The sequence below is a fragment of the Leisingera sp. ANG-S5 genome (assembly GCF_000813925.1).
Lineage (GTDB): Bacteria > Pseudomonadota > Alphaproteobacteria > Rhodobacterales > Rhodobacteraceae > Leisingera.
In genome coordinates, this window is record NZ_JWLH01000001.1 from 478,341 (window position 1) to 495,221 (window position 16,881).

At 62.3% G+C, this 16,881-nt stretch carries 15 protein-coding genes and 1 pseudogene; 6 read left to right on the plus strand and 10 right to left on the minus strand.

All coding sequences use genetic code 11. From position 1 onward, the window contains the following. The first annotated feature begins 27 nt into the window (after window positions 1-27). Window positions 28-678 (plus strand): TRAP transporter small permease subunit, encoded by a 651-nt coding sequence (locus tag RA25_RS02395; RefSeq protein WP_039151812.1) that lies wholly within the window; start codon window positions 28-30, stop codon window positions 676-678. Window positions 679-683: 5 nt separating this feature from the next. Continuing rightward, window positions 684-2,087: a TRAP transporter large permease gene (locus tag RA25_RS02400; protein WP_039136568.1), complete on the plus strand. Its 1,404-nt coding sequence runs from the start codon at window positions 684-686 to the stop codon at window positions 2,085-2,087. Between the two features lie 316 nt (window positions 2,088-2,403). Here RA25_RS02400 and RA25_RS22925 read toward each other — a convergent pair whose 3' ends face one another. The 7 genes from RA25_RS22925 to RA25_RS02435 form a co-directional block, all read right to left on the minus strand. Then, on the minus strand, window positions 2,404-2,541 hold the full coding sequence (locus tag RA25_RS22925) for a hypothetical protein (RefSeq protein ID WP_193747956.1): 138 nt from the start codon (window positions 2,539-2,541) through the stop codon (window positions 2,404-2,406). A gap of 1,188 nt (window positions 2,542-3,729) precedes the next feature. Next, complete coding sequence (locus RA25_RS02410; protein WP_039169840.1) at window positions 3,730-5,286, minus strand: cryptochrome/photolyase family protein; 1,557 nt, start codon at window positions 5,284-5,286, stop codon at window positions 3,730-3,732. 19 nt (window positions 5,287-5,305) lie between these two features. Continuing rightward, complete coding sequence (locus tag RA25_RS02415; RefSeq protein WP_039151803.1) at window positions 5,306-5,854, minus strand: DUF3833 family protein; 549 nt, start codon at window positions 5,852-5,854, stop codon at window positions 5,306-5,308. Beyond that, window positions 5,851-7,077: an MFS transporter gene (locus tag RA25_RS02420; RefSeq protein WP_039170317.1), complete on the minus strand. Its 1,227-nt coding sequence runs from the start codon at window positions 7,075-7,077 to the stop codon at window positions 5,851-5,853. The genes RA25_RS02415 and RA25_RS02420 overlap by 4 nt, the downstream gene beginning before the upstream one ends. 2 nt (window positions 7,078-7,079) lie before the next feature. Further along, on the minus strand, window positions 7,080-7,571 hold the full coding sequence (locus tag RA25_RS02425) for a hypothetical protein (RefSeq protein ID WP_039169841.1): 492 nt from the start codon (window positions 7,569-7,571) through the stop codon (window positions 7,080-7,082). After that, the gene (locus RA25_RS02430) at window positions 7,564-8,721 is read right to left on the minus strand and encodes an SAM-dependent methyltransferase (protein WP_039169845.1); all 1,158 of its coding nucleotides are present in this window, start codon (window positions 8,719-8,721) and stop codon (window positions 7,564-7,566) included. The genes RA25_RS02425 and RA25_RS02430 overlap by 8 nt, the downstream gene beginning before the upstream one ends. Continuing rightward, on the minus strand, window positions 8,660-10,009 hold the full coding sequence (locus tag RA25_RS02435) for an NAD(P)/FAD-dependent oxidoreductase (RefSeq protein WP_039169848.1): 1,350 nt from the start codon (window positions 10,007-10,009) through the stop codon (window positions 8,660-8,662). The genes RA25_RS02430 and RA25_RS02435 overlap by 62 nt, the downstream gene beginning before the upstream one ends. A gap of 124 nt (window positions 10,010-10,133) precedes the next feature. Between RA25_RS02435 and RA25_RS02440 the strand changes: the two genes are divergently transcribed. Continuing rightward, entirely contained in the window at window positions 10,134-10,904 is a 771-nt protein-coding gene (locus tag RA25_RS02440; protein WP_039151798.1) for a DUF1365 domain-containing protein, read from the plus strand. Continuing rightward, complete coding sequence (locus tag RA25_RS02445) at window positions 10,901-11,626, plus strand: SDR family NAD(P)-dependent oxidoreductase (protein WP_019295414.1); 726 nt, start codon at window positions 10,901-10,903, stop codon at window positions 11,624-11,626. The genes RA25_RS02440 and RA25_RS02445 overlap by 4 nt, the downstream gene beginning before the upstream one ends. 25 nt (window positions 11,627-11,651) lie before the next feature. Here RA25_RS02445 and RA25_RS02450 read toward each other — a convergent pair whose 3' ends face one another. Continuing rightward, entirely contained in the window at window positions 11,652-12,287 is a 636-nt protein-coding gene (locus RA25_RS02450; protein WP_019295415.1) for a ChrR family anti-sigma-E factor, read from the minus strand. Further along, window positions 12,288-12,842, minus strand: coding sequence for a sigma-70 family RNA polymerase sigma factor (locus RA25_RS02455; protein ID WP_039151864.1), 555 nt, complete (start codon window positions 12,840-12,842; stop codon window positions 12,288-12,290). 229 nt (window positions 12,843-13,071) lie between these two features. Between RA25_RS02455 and RA25_RS02460 the strand changes: the two genes are divergently transcribed. Then, window positions 13,072-13,788, plus strand: a complete 717-nt coding sequence (locus RA25_RS02460) for an SDR family NAD(P)-dependent oxidoreductase (protein WP_039169851.1) — start codon at window positions 13,072-13,074, stop codon at window positions 13,786-13,788. Window positions 13,789-13,872: 84 nt separating this feature from the next. Here the strand turns inward: RA25_RS02460 and RA25_RS02465 are convergent. Further along, window positions 13,873-15,553: pseudogene (locus tag RA25_RS02465) on the minus strand (acyl-CoA synthetase). A gap of 304 nt (window positions 15,554-15,857) precedes the next feature. On the opposite strand from RA25_RS02465, the gene dusA reads away from it, so the two are divergent. Then, entirely contained in the window at window positions 15,858-16,853 is a 996-nt protein-coding gene (dusA, locus tag RA25_RS02470) for a tRNA dihydrouridine(20/20a) synthase DusA (protein ID WP_446720359.1), read from the plus strand. Window positions 16,854-16,881 lie beyond the last annotated feature (28 nt).

A 16,881-nucleotide genomic window follows, 5' to 3' on the forward strand; every position in this document is an offset into this window, starting at 1 on the left:
ATACTACGGAAATGATGGGGGCAGGGCATGGCAGGCAGCGCGGCGGTGCTGGAGGATGGCAGCCTGATCAGCAGGCTGGACCGAAGATTGCTGAAAGCAGAGCAGTTGCTGGCACTGCTGAGCGGCTTGGCGGTGTTCTCCCTGATGATCCTGGCGGTGGTTTCGGTCGGCGGGCGCAACGCGGCCAATGCGCCGCTGCCCGGCTATGTCGACTGGATCGAGCAGATCATGCCGCTGATTGCATTCATGGGCATTGCCTATGTGCAGCGTCAGGGCGGCCACATCCGCATGGATATCTTTATCGGCGCACTGAGGGGACGTGCACTGTGGCTGTTCGAGCTGGTCTCGGTTGTGCTGATCCTGCTGCTGATCCTGGCGCTGGTCTGGGGCAGCTGGTCGCATTTCCTGCGCTCCTTCGATTTCGCCGCGCCGCTGTGGAGCCGCGACAGTTCCATCGACATCGGGTTGCCAATCTGGCCCGCTAAGCTGCTGGCGCCGGTGGCCTTTGGGGTGCTGGCCCTGCGGCTGCTGCTGCAGGTCTGGGGCTACGGGCGGGCGCTGGTGCTGGGGCTGGAGGCGCCGGTGGCGGTGCCGCTGATCCAGACCGCGGCAGAGCAGGCGGCGGCTGAAGCAGACCAGATGCAGGGCCATGACACAAATGGCAGCGGGCAGGGGTAAGGCAGATGGAACCGATTGAAATCGGCCTGTGGGTCACGGGCGGCCTGCTGGCCATGGTGGTTTTGGGGATGCGGGTGGCCTTTGCTGCCGGCATGGCGGGGCTTGCGGGTCTCATCTGGATCTTCTGGGCCAAGTTCGGCTATGACCCGGCGCGCTTTGGCAAAGCGCTGACCATCGCGGTCAAGACCGCAGGTCAGGTGCCGCACTCCAAGGTGTCCAGCCAGGCACTGAGCCTTATTCCGACCTTCATCCTGATCGGATATCTCGCGTATTACGCAGGTCTGACCCGCGCGCTGTTTGTGGCCGCCAAACGCTGGATCGCCTGGCTGCCGGGCGGGCTGGCGGTCTCCACCGTCTTTGCCACAGCTGGGTTTGCTGCCGTGTCGGGCGCCTCCGTGGCGACCTCCGCCGTCTTTGCCCGCATCGCCATCCCGGAGATGCTGGCAATCGGCTATGACAAACGCTTTGCCGCCGGTGTGGTGGCAGCGGGCGGCACCCTGGCCTCGCTGATCCCGCCCTCCGCCATTCTGGTCATTTACGCAATCATCGTCGAGCAGGATGTGGGCAAGCTGCTGCTGGCAGGGTTCATTCCGGGGGCCTTTTCCGCAGTGATTTATGGCCTGTTGATTGTGGGCATTGCAGTGGTCTTCAAGACCGTCGGCCCACCGGTCAAGGGTTTCACCTGGGGCCAGCGGTTCGCAGCGCTGCCGGGCGCGCTGCCGATCGTGCTGGTGGTCGTGATCATCATCTGCTTTGTCTACAACCCCTTTGGCGGCGATGCCTGGGGCACCCCAACCGAAGGCGGCGCCATCGGGGCCTTCATCGTCTTCCTCTATGCGTTGAAGGAGGGCATGAAATGGGCGGAGCTGAAGTCGGCGCTTTTGGAGACCGCCAAGCTGACAGTGATGATCTTCACCATCATCTGGGGTGTCCTGATTTATGTGAGGTTCCTCGGCTTTGCGGATCTGCCGGGGGCGTTCTCAGACTGGATCACCTCGCTGGAGATGTCGCCGATGCTGATCCTGATCTGCATCCTCTTGGCCTACGCGGTGCTGGGGATGTTCATGGATGCTATCGGGATGCTCTTGTTGACCCTGCCGGTGGTCTACCCGGCAGTGATGGCGCTGAATGGCGGCGAAAGCGTCGCCGCGGCAGACAGCGCATTCGGCATGAGCGGCACCATGTGCGCGATCTGGTTCGGCATTCTGGTGGTGAAGATGGCCGAGTTCTGCCTGATCACCCCGCCCATCGGGTTGAACTGTTTCGTGGTGGCCGGCGTGCGCGAGGATCTGAGCGTGCAGGATGTGTTCCGCGGCGTCACGCCGTTCTTCATCGCCGATGCAGTGACGATTGCCTTGCTGGTCGCCTTCCCCGGGATTGTTCTCTACCTTCCGTCCCTGGCGGGCTAGCAGCGGGGAGCTTTGCGCTGCGGCTTGGCAGCGGGCGGTGCAGGGCCTATATGGTGCGGCATCAGAGATTTTCCCCCCCCTGCACCAGGCCGCGCGTTTGAGCGTGGCGCCGATGACGGATTTGTGCGACTGAGCGTAGTGGTTTGATTTTGCGTGGTTTTTCAGTTCTGAATTTTGCGTGTAGCACATACGTAGCAGCCGTCCCTTCCTGATCGTGAAGCCGGGCCTTATTTGTTCGAGGATGCATCCTTTCTGTTTGGTCTCCAAATGAATGTGCCAGGACAGCGCGAAATGTCCTGGCCATTCCGCTGACATCTCACAGGATCTTGGCCAGAAGGACATCTGCGTCGCGGATGGCGGCCAGTTTGTCATCCAGTGCGATCTTGGCGGCTTTGAATTGTTTCCAGCGGTAGGCCAGTTCACGTAGTCGATGACCTTTTGATCCTGTTCCCAATCCACATCCACATCTTGCGAAATCGCGGCATCGCCTTTGCCGTAGCGGATTTCATTCTGCGTATAGCGGATTTGCTCTCCCATGAGCTCGATCAGATCTTGGTCGATGCACACGAGGCCCCCACGCTCCCGGCGAGACCGTAAGGCTTCCAAGATGATCAGCCGGGTCGATCCTTTTGTAACCAGACTTCCTTCGAGCCATTCTTCTGCGAGCAACCGGCCCAAGATGATCGCTTCCACCGTCATCTTGTGAACGGTGCGTTCAATCTTCGTGTTAGCCTTTGGGCCAACTTGATTTCGTCGAGAAGCGCCTGGGTCCGGCGCAGAGCGGGTTGGCCACCTAGGAGGACGGACGCATTTTGAAGCGCCTCGTCGTGTGAGGACATGAAATCACGCTGCTCTTTCAATGTGTCATGACTAAGGTCGAACATGGTGTTCTCCTGTGCAGCGCCGCGGCGGGGTTGCTGACGGCCTCAAGAGCGGCTGTTTTTCCTTTCGACTGCGCGGTTTTCGTTTTGAGAGGCTGCTTTCTCTCAGTTCATTCCGGGATAGGGCGTTTTTTGGGGTTAATACCGAAATCTCGAAAAACACCTGCGACCGCAAGCTCAGGAAAATTGTTCAATGGGGGTGCAATGTGAGCCTGGCAATCAACGTTGTCTTAGGATGACTTTGATGAAGTGACTGCCCTTGACCGCATGGGATTTCCAAGCTGGGTCCGCAACGTTACATGAAGGAGAGTGGTGATGTGATCGGCGCTAAATTTCTTCCGTTTGCCAGCAGCTCTGTCTTTTCTTGTCTTAGTTTGAGGCAAGCTGAGCAGCGGGCCCGTTTTTCTGGTGGTATGTCATCCAGTTCACGCCCTCAATCAAATATGCCAAGAATACTTGCCGATGCCCGTCTGCAGTTTGCAGTCTCTGGGAGTTTCAACACAGCCTCGGCCCAATTCGGGCATTCGTTTTCTTGGCTGGATGCCGCGGTGCAACAACATAGAAAAGCCGTTCCTTGCGAGTGCGAAGTGACGAGTAGATCAGGTAATAAAACCACCCTCGTATGTGTCAGCATCCAAGACGCGGATATTTCGACTAATGGCATGCAAGCTACAAGGTGAATTCCCCAGTACTTTCTGAGTTGTCGATAGGAACGCGATCCGGCGCTTGTGGACGGACAGGCAAAATTACATAAGGCAAGGTTATTCGTCACAATACCGCTCCAGTACCTGCCGGGCAGTTTCCAGATATTCGTCTTGCTGTCCGGCACTCATCCTGTCCCAGATGCTGTAGACCTGACGCAGGCGGGGGTTACCGCGCAGTTTGTCCGCATTGCGCGAAAGGAAGTCCCAGTAGAGCGGGTTGAACGGACAGGCCCCCGCGCCGGACTTGTGCTTCACATCGTAACGGCAGCTGGAGCAGTGGTCCGACATCTTGTTGATGTAGTTGCCGCTGGCGGCATAGGGTTTTGATCCCAGCAGGCCGCCGTCGGCAAACTGGCTCATGCCGATCACATTCGGCGCCTCGACCCATTCATAGGCGTCGGCGTAAACCGCAAGGTACCATTCGTGTACCTGATGCGGGTCAACGCCCGCCAGCATGGTGAAATTCCCCGTTACCATCAGCCGCTGAATGTGATGCGCATAGGCTTCGTCGCGGGTCTGGGTGATGGCGGCAGACAGGCAGGCCATGTCTGTCTCGCCTGTCCAGTAGAAGCCGGGCAGGGGGCGGGTGGCCTCCAGAAAATTCCGCTCTGTATAGCCTGGCATGTTGAGCCAGTAGATTCCGCGCATGTATTCGCGCCAGCCGATGATCTGGCGGATGAACCCCTCGGCCGCGTTTAGCGGCGCGAGGCCCTCGTAATAGGCGCGCTCGACCCGGCGGCAGACCTCAAGCGGTTCCAGAAGGCCCGCATTGATGTAATGCGACAGGACCGAATGGTAGAGGAACCGCTCCCCCTCCAGCATGGCGTCCTGATAGTCGCCGAAATCCGGCAGCGCCTGTTCAACGAAGCTTTCAAGCGCCTCCAGCGCGCCGTCCCGGGTGACCGCAAACCAGAACGGGCGCAGAGAACCGAAATGGCCGCCGAACCGGGCGTCGACCAGGTCCAGAACATCCTCCGTGATACCGTCGGGCGGGGTTTGCGGCGGGCGTGGCAGGAACAATCCGCCCCCGGCGGGTTTGCGGTTCTCGTGGTCGAAATTCCACTTGCCGCCCTCCGGCTTATCGCCGTCCATCAGCAGCCCGGTATCGCGGCGCATGTCGCGGTAGAAATACTCCATCCGCAGCTGCTTGCGCCCCTCGGCCCATTTGCGGAACCGCTGATGGGAGCAGAGAAAGCGGCTGTCCTGCCGCATGTCCAAGGCGGAGCCCGCCTGTTCAGCCCAGTCCAGCAGCGCGGACTTCAGCCTGTATTCTCCGGGCTCCGTGACCACCACCCGCGCCTCCGGATGGTCCGCGCGCAGCCGGTCGATCTCGCCCGTCAGACTGCCAGTGTTCTCGGGATCGTCCAGCCGCACAAAGCGCAGCTGCCAGCCGTCGGCCTCCAGCTCCTTGGCGAAGTGGCGCATGGCCGAAAACACAAAGGCGATTTTCTTCTTGTGGTGCCGGACATAGGACGCCTCTTCTGCAACCTCCGCCATCAGCAGGATGTCGCGGGACGGGTCCGCGTCCCGCAGCGAGGAAAGGCTGCGGCTGAGCTGATCGCCTAGAATGAGTATGAGATTTCCAGCTGCAGCCGGATCGCGTTCTGCGGTCATGCCGCGCCGCCAGGACGGGTCATGGTGCGGGCCGCATGGTGGCAACCAGCTCGGCAACCTTGACGCCGAACTTGCGCATCTCGGCCCGGTTCATGATCACCCCGTCAGCGGTCAGGTACAGCCAATCGGTGGCTTTCAGGGTGTACCCGCCGGCGCTTTCGGGCAGGGTGATTTCATATTGGAGCTGCACCGTTGAGCCGGACACGATGCCCTGAGCCTCTCCCACCAAGTCATCGGCTGTGGCGGTGAAGGTGTTGCCGGGGCCAAGGGTCAGGAACCACTTGCGGCTTTGGGTGACGCCGTTGGAATAAGTGAACTCTTCGCTCAGCGTGCCGGTTCTGCCGTCCCATTCGCCAACCATTTTGGCGGTAAAGCTGTTGGCCATCTTACCGGTGGGGCCAAAGATCACCCCTTCAGACAGGATTTCACCGGACAGGTGTTCGGTCAGGATGAAGTGCGGGCCTGTGTCCGCATAATCCGGCGGCGACTGGAACCGAAAGCTGAACAGGTAGGTTTTCGCGATCATCGCAAGAAGAGCGATCGCGAGGCAGAGGGTCAGGAGTTTCATGCTGTTGCTCTTTCTGATGGCAGGGTCAGGGCAAAGGCGAAGGCGGCGGTTTTCAGGACGCAGGGCAGGACTGCATAGGACACAGCAAGGGCGCTAAGCGCTTGCGGGCTGTTGTCCGTTCCGGGCCGGAAGCCCTGCTGCTCCAGCAGCGGCAGCGCCAGGGCGGCGGCCAGGGCCAGCGCCAGCTTGCCGGCAAAGGACCAGATGCCAAAGGCCGCAGAGGCGTTGAGGCCCGCGCGGGTCAGCGCGATGCTGAACATGGCGGGCAGCAGAACCATGTCTGCGCCCAGCGTGACGCCCGACACCGCGCAGATCACCGCAAAGCCCAGCAGGCTGCCCGGCCCCAGGACAGCAGCGCCCGCAAAGCTGGCGATGGCCAGTGGCATGGCGATCAGCAGCGTCTGTTTCGCTCCGATCCGCTGGCTGAGGCGCGCCCACAGCGGCACGCTGAGCCCGGCGCAGAGGAAGAACAGCACCAGCAGCGGCCCTGCATACGCGGGCAGGTTCAGCCGGTCTTCGACAAAGAACAGGAACAGGGTGGAGGTCAGCGCCACCGGCAGGCTGTTGAGCACCGCCAGCGCCAGCAGGCGCACCGCGCCGGCCTGCGCCAGGGCCATCGCCGACAGCGGCTGTCCGGTGACCGCCGGGCGCCTCCACAGCCGAAAGGTGGCCGCCGCGGTCAGCAGGGCAAAGCCCCCCAGGACCAGGCCAAAGGCGGCATAGCCCTGGCCCGCAGCCCCAAGGGCCACCAGAACCGCCGGTGCGATGGCGGCAAAGATCACACCGCTCAGCATGCCCGCCTCGCGGAAGGCGGCCAGCGTCATCAGTTCGCGCGGGGTGGATTGTTTGGCCAAGGTGGCGCTGCGGCCATAGAGCAGGATCATGCCCAGGCTGTAGGCAGAGAACAGCATCAGCAGGACCAGCACCAGCTTAGGCACCACCTGGGGACCTGCCGCCAGGCTGAACAGCAGAGGGAATCCGAGTGCCAGACCTCCGGCTGCCAGAAGCGCAAACAATAGCTGCGCCTGCGGCCATCGGTCGATGGCCCAGCCGATCAGCGGGTCCTGGACAAGATCAAACAGGCGGATCCCCAACAGGATGCCGCCAAGCGCCCCCAGGCCGATCTCCAGGTTCACCGACGCAAACTGCGGCAGGTGGATGTAGAGAGGGATCCCCGCAGAGGCGAGCATCATCGCATAGAGGCTGACCCGGGGATACAGCATCATTAGCCCAGAAGCGCGCGGGTGAATCGGGCGGAGCGGGTGTTTTCGCCCACAAAAATCGACATGAAGCTGCGTTTGATACCCGCTTGGTTCAGCGTGCAGGCGGTGCGTCCATTGCGCAGAAACCTGACCCGGTCCGGACCCTGGCTCACGGCCAGATAACGGTCGCCGGGGGAGACGCCTTTGAAACAGGCCTCGAACCGGGTGCGGCCGGGCGCGGAATACCCAAGGCGCCGCATCTCGCGCAGCGTTGCGTCGACCAAGTCATCCTGGCTCAGTTTTCGCTGATAGGTCAGTTCGATTCCGAAATCCTGCGACCAGTCCAAAGGCGCGGCACGCTTGGTGAAGAGCCGGGCCTGGTAAACTGGCAGGCCAAGCAGCCGGAACGTCGCCGCGCCACGCTGTTCGGCCCCCGGCAGCAGGGATTGAACCGGAGAGGCAAAGCCGACCGCTGGGACCGCTAGCAGGCAGAGGGTCAGGAGCAGCTTACGCATGGGCGAGCTCCACCTGCACAACATTGGTGTGGCCGATGGCAAAGGAGGCGGCGCAGATCTCCAGGTAATACTGCCAGTTGCGGAAGAAGCCCTCGCCGTATCCCAGATCCATGATCCGGCGCTTTTGCGCGGCCAGACGACGCGCCCAGATCCGGCAGGTGCGGGAATAATCCTGGCCGAAAGCGAAACTGTCCGCGACCTGCAGACCGGCCGATTTTGCCTGCTGCGCAATCACCTGGTCAGACAGCAGCATACCGCCGGGAAAGACATATTGGCGTATGTAGTCGGAGGAGGTCCGGTAGGTCGGGAAGAAGTCATCCCGCACCGTGATCGCCTGCAGCAGCACCCGTCCGCCTTCGGCAAGGCTGCTTTTGAGCTTGGCGAAGTAGCTGGGCCAATACCGCTCGCCCACGGCCTCGATCATCTCGATGGAGACGATGCTGGAGAACTTGCCCTCGATATCGCGGTAGTCGCGCAGCTGGATGTCGGCGCGCCCGTCCAGGCGGCTTTCGGCATAGCTGTGCTGGTTGCGCGAGATGGTGACACCGGTCACGTCGCGGCCCGCGGCACTGGCCTGTTCGGCGAAGCCGCCCCAGCCGCAACCGATCTCCAGCACCCGTTCGCCACCGCCCAGCCGCGAAAGGATGCGGGCGTTCTTGCGGGTCTGCGCCTGCGCCAGATCATCGCCCTCCGCCTCGAACAACCCGGAGGAATAGGTCATGCCGTCATCCAGCCACAGCTGGTAGAACTCATTGCCTACATCGTAATGGGCGCGGATGTTTTTGCGCGCTCCGCGTTTGGAATTCGCCCGCAGCAGGGTGTCGACAACGCGGAACTTGGCGCGATTCAGGGGGCTGGCCTGATCGTAGCTGCCCAGATGCTCGCGGTTGCGCATTGCCAGCTGCATAAGGCCGTCCACTGACGGCGTGTCCCACAGGCCCTGCACATAGGCCTCGCCCAGCCCGACCTGGCCGTGCGCCGCCATCGCGGAAACCGCGGCCCAGTCATTGATCTGCATTTCCGCCTCGGGGCCGCGGTCGCCGAATTCATAGCGCGCGCCATCCGGGGTGCGCAGCGTCAGCCGGCCCTCACGCAGTCGCGCGCAGACCGTCAGAAATTCCGACTGAAGGGCTTTGTCCGTGAATGCCATGATCTGTTCCTTTGGCCAGGTAAGGGGTGAGAGAATTCATTATGCGGACAATCCGCATGGCGCTGGCGATGCCATCTTCGTGAAAGCCGTGGCGGTTGTAGGCGCCTGCAAACCAGGTGTTGTTCTGCCCCTGTATCGTCCGGATCTGTCGCTGGGCGCGCAGGGCTGCCTTGTCGAAAACGGGGTGGGAGAATTCCACCGTGTCATAAACCTTACCCACAGGAATAGGCCGGGTGGGGTTCAGGGTCACGAACAGCGGATCGCTTTCCGGAATGCTTTGCAGGCGGTTCATCCAGTAAGTAACGCCGACGCCGCCGTCCTGGCTGCGGTAGGCCCAGCTGGACCAGCAGCTGCGCCGCTTGGGCATCTGCCCGCTGTCGCAATGCAGAACCGCGGTGTTGGGCTGATAGCGGATTGCCCCAAGCGCCGCGGCCTCGGCCGGGGTGGCATCAGCCCCCAGGATGGCAAGCGCCTGATCGGAATGGCAGGCAAGGATGATGTCATCGAACAGGCGCGGGTCCGCGCCCTGCGCCTGCACCGAAACACTGCCCGCCTGACGGGTGACTTGCTCGACCGGACTGCCGGTGCGGATCTCACAGCCCCGCGCAACCAGAGCGGCTTCCAGGCGGCGGACATATTCGATGCTGCCGCCCTTGACGGTCCACCACTGGTGTTTGCCCGTCCCGGCCAGCAGTGCGTGGTTGCGGAAGAAGCGGACCAGCGATTTGGCCGGAAAAGCGTCGACGTCGGTGACCGGGGTCGACCAGATCGCGCCGCACATTGGCATCAGGTAATGGTTGCGGAACCAACTGCCCAGACCCAGCTCCTCCACCAGCTCGCCGATGGTCTTGTTGTCGTCGGTGGCGGCGGCCTCGGCCCGTTTGCCGAAGCGCACGATATCGGCGACCATCTTGTGAAACTGCGGCCGCACCAGATTGCGTTTCTGTGCCGCCAGCATCCGCAGATTGTTCAGCCCGTATTCCAGACGGCCGTCGTCGATGCTGGCGCAAAAGCTCATCTCGCTTTTGATCACCGGCACATCCAGCTCGCGGAACAGCCGGGTCAGGTAGGGGTAGGTGGCATAGTTGAACACGATGAAGCCGGTATCCACCGGCTGATCGCCATTCTTGCCCGCCAGCACGGTGCGCGCGTGGCCGCCCAGTCGGGGGGCGGCCTCAAACAAGGTAACGTCATGTCTTTCAGACAGGTAATACGCCGCGGACAGCCCGGAAATACCGCCTCCCACGATGGCGATCTTGCGGCGCGGTCCCTGAGTTTGATCCAGCATGCGTCGGTTTTCCCTTGCTGATGTTTGGACCTGATACGCCGGGAGCAAGAATGCGGATCACTTCTTTCCCGATAAAACTGTGCTTGCGGGTGATCCGGGGCGGCAGCGGCTGCGTAACCACTGCATGATCGAACATGTTGCAGCACAGACCTTTCATGCGCGCCGGGGCCGCTTGAAGAATGCCTTCCGCTACGGCGTGGACTTCATTCTGACCGACATGACTGATGGCGCGCCGCCGCTGCTGTCGCGCAACTGCTTCAACCTGTTCTCGATCCACGACCGCCGCCACGGCGGCCCCCTCGGCAACGGGCGCGGCGCCGCCTGGTTCCGAGAGGAGCTGGAGCGGCGCGGGTTTCCCTTGCAAGGCGCTCAGCTGCTGCTGCTGACCCAGCCGAGTTTCCTGTGGTTTCATTTCAACCCTGTCAGCTTCTGGATCGCGGTCAAGGATGGCAGCCCGCGGGCCTTTATTGCCGAGGTGAACAACACCTTCGGCGACCGCCATTGTTATTTTGCGGCCCATCCTGATTTCCGTCCGATCCAGCGCAGCGAGGTGATCGAAGCGGAGAAGCTGATGCATGTCTCGCCGTTTCAACAGGTGGCGGGGCGCTACCGGTTCAATTTCGAGATGACGGAGCGGGCGTTCAACATCCGGATTTCCTACACCAATGGACGCGAGGGCGTGCTGGCGACGCTGAATGGCCTGCGCCGTCCGGTGACCACCGGCGGGCTGCTGCGCGCCGCCCTGCGCAGGCCGCTGGGAGCTGCCCGTGTGGTGGCGTTGATCTACTGGCAGGCGCTTAAGCTTTGGGTAAAGCGCGCGCCGTTTCTGAAGAAGCCGGAGCCGCCGGAGCCGCTGATCTCCGACAGCTCGACCTTCTCGGGCGGCAAGGCGTGACGCAGTTTGAAGGCAAGACCTTCTGGCTGGTCGGGGCGAGCCACGGGCTGGGGCGCGAGATTGCCCGGCAACTGGACCGGGCCGGCGCCCGGCTGATCCTTTCGGCGCGGTCAGAGGATGCGCTGGAGACGCTGGCACATGAGCTGTGCCGGGCAAAGCCGGTGCCTGTGGATGTGACCGATATGCACTCGGTCAGAAAGGCTGCCCGTCTTGCCGCGCCGCTGGATGGCGTCATCTACAACGCAGGCGCCTATGAGCCGATGCGCACTCAGGACTGGGATAGCGAGGCTGTGCTGGGGATGAGCGATGTGAATTTCACAGGCGCGCTGCGGGTTCTGGGACAAGTGGTGCCTGAATTTGTGAAGGCGGGCTGGGGCGATATCACGCTGGTCGGCTCCTTGGCCGGATACCGGGGGCTGCCCGCCTCCATCGGCTATGGCGCCAGCAAATCTGCGCTGATCAGCCTTGCGGAAACCATGCGGCATGATCTGAAGGACAGCGGCGTCACCGTGCGCGTGGTCAACCCGGGTTTCATCAAAACCCGGCTGACGGACAAGAACAGTTTCAAGATGCCGCAGCTGATGGAACCGGAGGACGCCGCCGGACATGTGGTGGCCGCCATGCAATCGCGCCGGTTCAGAACGGACTTCCCCCGGCCTTTTTCTTACGCAATCAAGGCGTTCAACCTTTTGCCCGACTGGCTGGTTTACCGCGGCAAGTGAGGCTGGCAGCCCTCGGCCGCATGCTTCAAATCCGGAACAAGGGCTGCAGCAGACGCGGCATGAACGCCTTGAAACGCAGCGGCGCATCGGTGGCGGCCAGGCAAATGCAGGGATCGCCGGCATCCGCAACTGGCGTGTGCTCCAGGGTTTCATCGCCGATTTCGACATCCCCGACACCAAACCGCCCGGTCTCGTCGCTGAAACTGCCCTGCAGCACCAGCGTCAGCTCCAGCCCGTTGTGGCTGTGATCCGGCACCGCCTGGCCCGCAGGGATATACAGCAGCCGGGCAGATCCGCCCTGACCCTCGAACAGAATGTTCTGCTTGACCCCCATGCCCAGCGTTTTCCAGCGTAGCGGCTGCCCCTTCAGGGACTGCATCACCGGCCCCGGGTAGATCCCCTTGGCGTCATAGAGCGGCTCCGGCGCGGCAGGCTCATCCAGCTGCGCCATGAGGTTTGATTTCGCGTCCTGCGACACCGCCACGCAAGCAGCCTCTTCCAGAAGCGCACCGCCGACGGCTTGATGCGCGCCAAGCGCTGCCTGGCAGTCGTGGCACAGCGACAGGTGGCTTGCAACAACCATGGAAAAGGCGTGCGGCAGGCTGCCCGAGGCATAGGCCGCGATCATCGGGGCGGGGATGTGATGTGTGATTGCAGGCATTCAACGCAATCCTTTTAGTTCCTTGCGCAGCCGCCCGAGGCCAAGGCGGATACGTGACTTTACTGTACCCAGCGGCAAGCCTGTCTGGGTGCTGATCTCTTGATGGGTCAAATCCCCGATATAGGCCTTCTCGATCATTTCTTTCTGATCGGGGTGCAGTTGCTCGATGGCCTGTTTCAATTGCAGGGTTTCCTGCTCCAGGGCCAGGATCTGGCTGGCATCGGGTTCCGTTCCGGGGTCCTCGCCCAATTCATCGGGGACGGGCCGGTTTTCCTTGCGGACGATATCGATATGGCGGTTGCGGGCGATCTGGTAAATCCAGGCCGACGCCTGCGCTTTGTGCGGATCGAACATCCCCGCCTTGCGCCAGATCGTCAGCATGACGTCCTGAACAATCTCTTCAGCCAGCGCCGGCCGCGCGCCGCAGCGGATGACGAAGCCTTTCAGGCGCGGTGCCAGGTAGTCAAACATGTCACCGAACGCCGCGCGGTCACGGTGATCACGCACCGCCAGCAGCCAGACGGTGAGCTGCGAATAGGTTTGCTCGTTTGACACTACTGCTTTGCCCTCAGGGGAAGCCCGAAGCACGGTGAAATTATCGGGCGGCCTGTCCAAGTTTAGTGTCAGCATAGTCCGGATACGGACTGGTGTGGAAGTTGGATCATGGGCCGCCGCAATTTTTGCACGCCCGGAAACCCCGATGGGCGGCCAGGGCACCAAGACCTGATCCGCCTCCGGCTGCGCGGCGTAACACATGAAACCTTCTGCAAGAAAGTGTTCAGCGATGCGCAATGTAGTTGTCAGCGGCGGGTCCGGAGCGATCGGGTCGGCCTTCCTCAACGAACTGGCCCGGAAATACCCGCAGGCCAGCATTCACAGCCTGTCCCGTCGCCCGAAAGCCTCAGCGCCGCCCGGCGTGCAGACTTTGCAGGTGGACTACCTGGATGAAGACAGCCTGCAAGCCGCAGCGGGGCAGGCCGCGGGGAAAGGCGCAGTTGACCTGATAATCTTGGCCGGCGGGATCCTGCACCAAGGGGATATCACGCCGGAGAAATCCCTGAGAGAGCTGAGCGCCGAGAAACTCCTGGAGCTCTTCTCGGCCAACACGGTGGCCCCGGCCCTGACCGCAAAGCACTTTCTGCCCTTGCTGCCGCGTGACAGGCGCGGGGTCTTTGCCGCTCTGTCCGCCCGCGTCGGCAGCATCTCCGACAATCATCTGGGCGGCTGGTATTCCTACCGGGCGTCCAAGGCGGCCCTGAACATGTTCATCCGCAATGCCGCGATAGAAATCCGCCGCCGCAATCCAGAGGCCATTGCCGTCGGGCTGCATCCCGGCACGGTGGAAAGCGGCCTGTCCCAGCCGTTTCTGCGCAACGTTGCCCCGGACAAGCGCTTTTCACCGCAATACTCGGTTTCCCGGATGATGGCTGTAGTCCAGACTCTGACGCCATCGCAGAGCGGACACTGCTTCGCTTGGGACGGAAGCTGCATCGATCCCTGAACCGAAATGTGGAGCAAGAAGGCGGCGTAAGTGGAAGCCGCACCTCTGTAGCGTATCGAATGCAGACGCCCCGTGCTTGAGTGGTCAGGTCGTGATTTCCCTTGCCTGCTCGCGCAGCGCAAATTTCTGGATCTTGCCGGTCGAGGTTCTTGGAATATCCATGAACACGAACCTTCCCGGAACCTTGTAGGGGGCCAGACGGCCGCGGCACCAGCTGCGCGGGACCTCCGCGTCGGCCTCCTGGCCCTGAACCAGTTCGACAAAGGCGCAGGGAGTTTCGCCCCATTTTTTGTGCGGCATTGCCACCACGGCAGCCTCCACAACAGCCGGGTGGCGGTAAAGCGCCTCTTCGACCTCGATCGAGGAGATGTTCTCACCACCCGAGATAATGATGTCTTTCGACCTATCCTTGAGCTGGATGTAGCCGTCAGGGTGCATGACACCCAGATCGCCGGAGTGGAACCAGCCGCCGGCAAAGGCTTCCTCGGTGGCCTTGGGGTTGCGGAAATAGCCCTTCATCACGACGTTGCCGCGGAACATGACCTCACCCATGGTCTGGCCGTCGCGCGGCACCGGCTGCATGGTCTCCGGGTCCAGCACGTCCAGCTGCTCCAGCGGCAGGTAGCGCACGCCCTGGCGCGCTTTCAGCGCGGCCTGTTCGGCAGGCGGCAGGTCCGACCAGCTGTGGTGCCAGTCATTGACCACCGCAGGACCGTAGGTTTCCGTCGGCCATAAAGGTGGGTCACCTCAAAGCCTGCGGCCTTCATGTCCGCCAGCAGGCTTTCCGGCGGCGGCGCGGCGGCGGTAAAGAACTGCACCGGCTGGGAAAGTTCACGCTTGGCTTCTGCGGGTGCCGAGATCAGCAGCGACATCACGATGGGGGCGCCGCACAGGTGGGTCACGCCCTCGTCCGCCAGGGCGTTCCAGATCGGTTCGGCCCGCACCTGCCGCAAGCACACATGGGGGCCTGCGATGGCGGACAGTGTCCATGGGAAGCACCAGCCGTTGCAGTGGAACATCGGCAGGGTCCAGAGATAGACCGCGTGTTTCTGCATCGACGTGGTCAGCGCGTTGCCCTGCGCCAGCAGATAGGCGCCCCGGTGGTGCGAAACCACGCCCTTGGGGTCGCCGGTGGTGCCGGAGGTGTAGTTGATCGAGATCGCATCCCATTTGTCCTCCGGCATCAGCCAGGCGAATTCCGGGTTGCCGCGGGTCAGAAACACCTCGTAGTCGGCGGCCTCCGAATCTGCCGGCACACCGTCATACTCTGGGTCATCATACTGGATCAGAACCGGCGAGACTGTGGCAAGCGCCAGCGCCTCTTGCATCAGCGGCATGAATTCCCGGTCCACGATTACCAATTTCGACATCGCGTGGTCGAGCTGGAACGCAATCACCGCTGCATCCAGCCTTGTGTTGATCGAATGCAGCACCGCGCCGCACATAGGCACGCCGTAATGGCACTCAAGCATCGCCGGGGTATTAGGTAGCACCGCCGACACGGTTTCGCCGCGGCGGATGCCGTTCTTGGCCAAGGCCGAGGCCAGCCGCCGCGACCGCGCAAAAAACTCCGCGTAGCTGCGCCGCAGGGACTCATGCACAATCGCCGTGCGGTCCGGAAAGGCGCTGGCGGCGCATTCCAGGAAGGTCAGCGGCGTCAGCGGCTGATAGTTTGCGGGGGGGGCAGACCGGTGTTGTACGGGTTGTCCGTCCTTATCTTATAGCTCCTGCCATTGGGCAAGTTCTGCAACAAAGGCGAGCACATCCATCGAGCTGTTCTTGTTACTGGTCATGGAATTCATCCCATCTTGATTTCGATGATAAGGAATTCGGTTCGCGCGCACGAAAAGTTTTTGGGGTTTGATAGCCGAATTCCGAAGGAAACACGGAAGATGGAACCGGAGGTGCCCGGGCCAGGAACCAGCTGCATTGGCGCCGCTGTTTGTAAGCCTCGGATGTGCTACACCGTAGCACGCTCGAATCGAGAACTCCCGAAAATTCGCGGAAAACCGGCGAAATCGGGGGAATAGTGCTACGGGGCCAAAAAAAGGTCATATGGAGTTAACGTGTTGAAAAATAACGCACAAAAAGCAGCGCGTTTGAGCGTGGCACCCATGATGGACTGGACCGACCGGCACTGTCGTTATCTGCACCGGCTGCTGAGCCGGGAGACGCTGCTGTATACCGAGATGGTTACGGCGCCGGCGCTGGTCCGGGGCCAGGCGCTGCATTTGCTGGAGTTCAACGCTGAGGAGCATCCTGTGGCGCTGCAGCTGGGCGGCTCCGATCCGCAGGAACTGGCAGAGGCGGCGCGGCTGGGGGCTGATGCGGGGTATGACGAAATCAACCTCAACTGCGGCTGCCCTAGCGACCGGGTGCAATCCGGGGCCTTTGGTGCGGTGCTGATGCAGACGCCGGAACTGGTGGCCGATTGTGTGGCTGCCATGCGCGAAGCGGTGGATGTGGAAGTCACCGTCAAATGCCGTATTGGCGTGGATGAGCAGGAGCCGGAACAGGTGCTGCCGGATTTCCTGGAGAAGATCCGCGCGGCTGGCTGCAAGCGGGTCACCATCCATGCCCGCAAGGCCTGGTTGCAGGGGCTGTCGCCCAAGGAGAACCGGGACATCCCGCCGCTCGATTATGATCTGGTCCACCGGATGAAGGCGGCGTTTCCGGACCTGCATGTCTCGATCAACGGCGGCATTGCCACGCTGGCGGAGGCTAAGACGCATTTGGAGCGCGGGCTTGACGGGGTGATGGTGGGCCGGGCGGCCTATCACCAGCCTGCGGATGTATTGTGCGCGGCGGATCCTGAGATTTACGGCACCGGTGCAGTAAGCGATCCGGGAGCGGCGGTGCGGCAGATGCCGCCCTATATCGAGGCGCGGCTGAGTGAAGGCGCCAAGCTGAACCAGATCACCCGGCACATGCTGGGGCTGTTTGCTGGCAAGCCCGGGGCACGGCAGTGGCGGCGGATGCTGTCCGAGGGCGCCTGCCGGGCGGGTGCCGGGCCGGAACTGGTCCTGGACGCGCTGGCGCAGGTGGAGAACCGCGCGGCGGCGTGACGCGGCGCCTCATGCGCGAGTGTCTTGT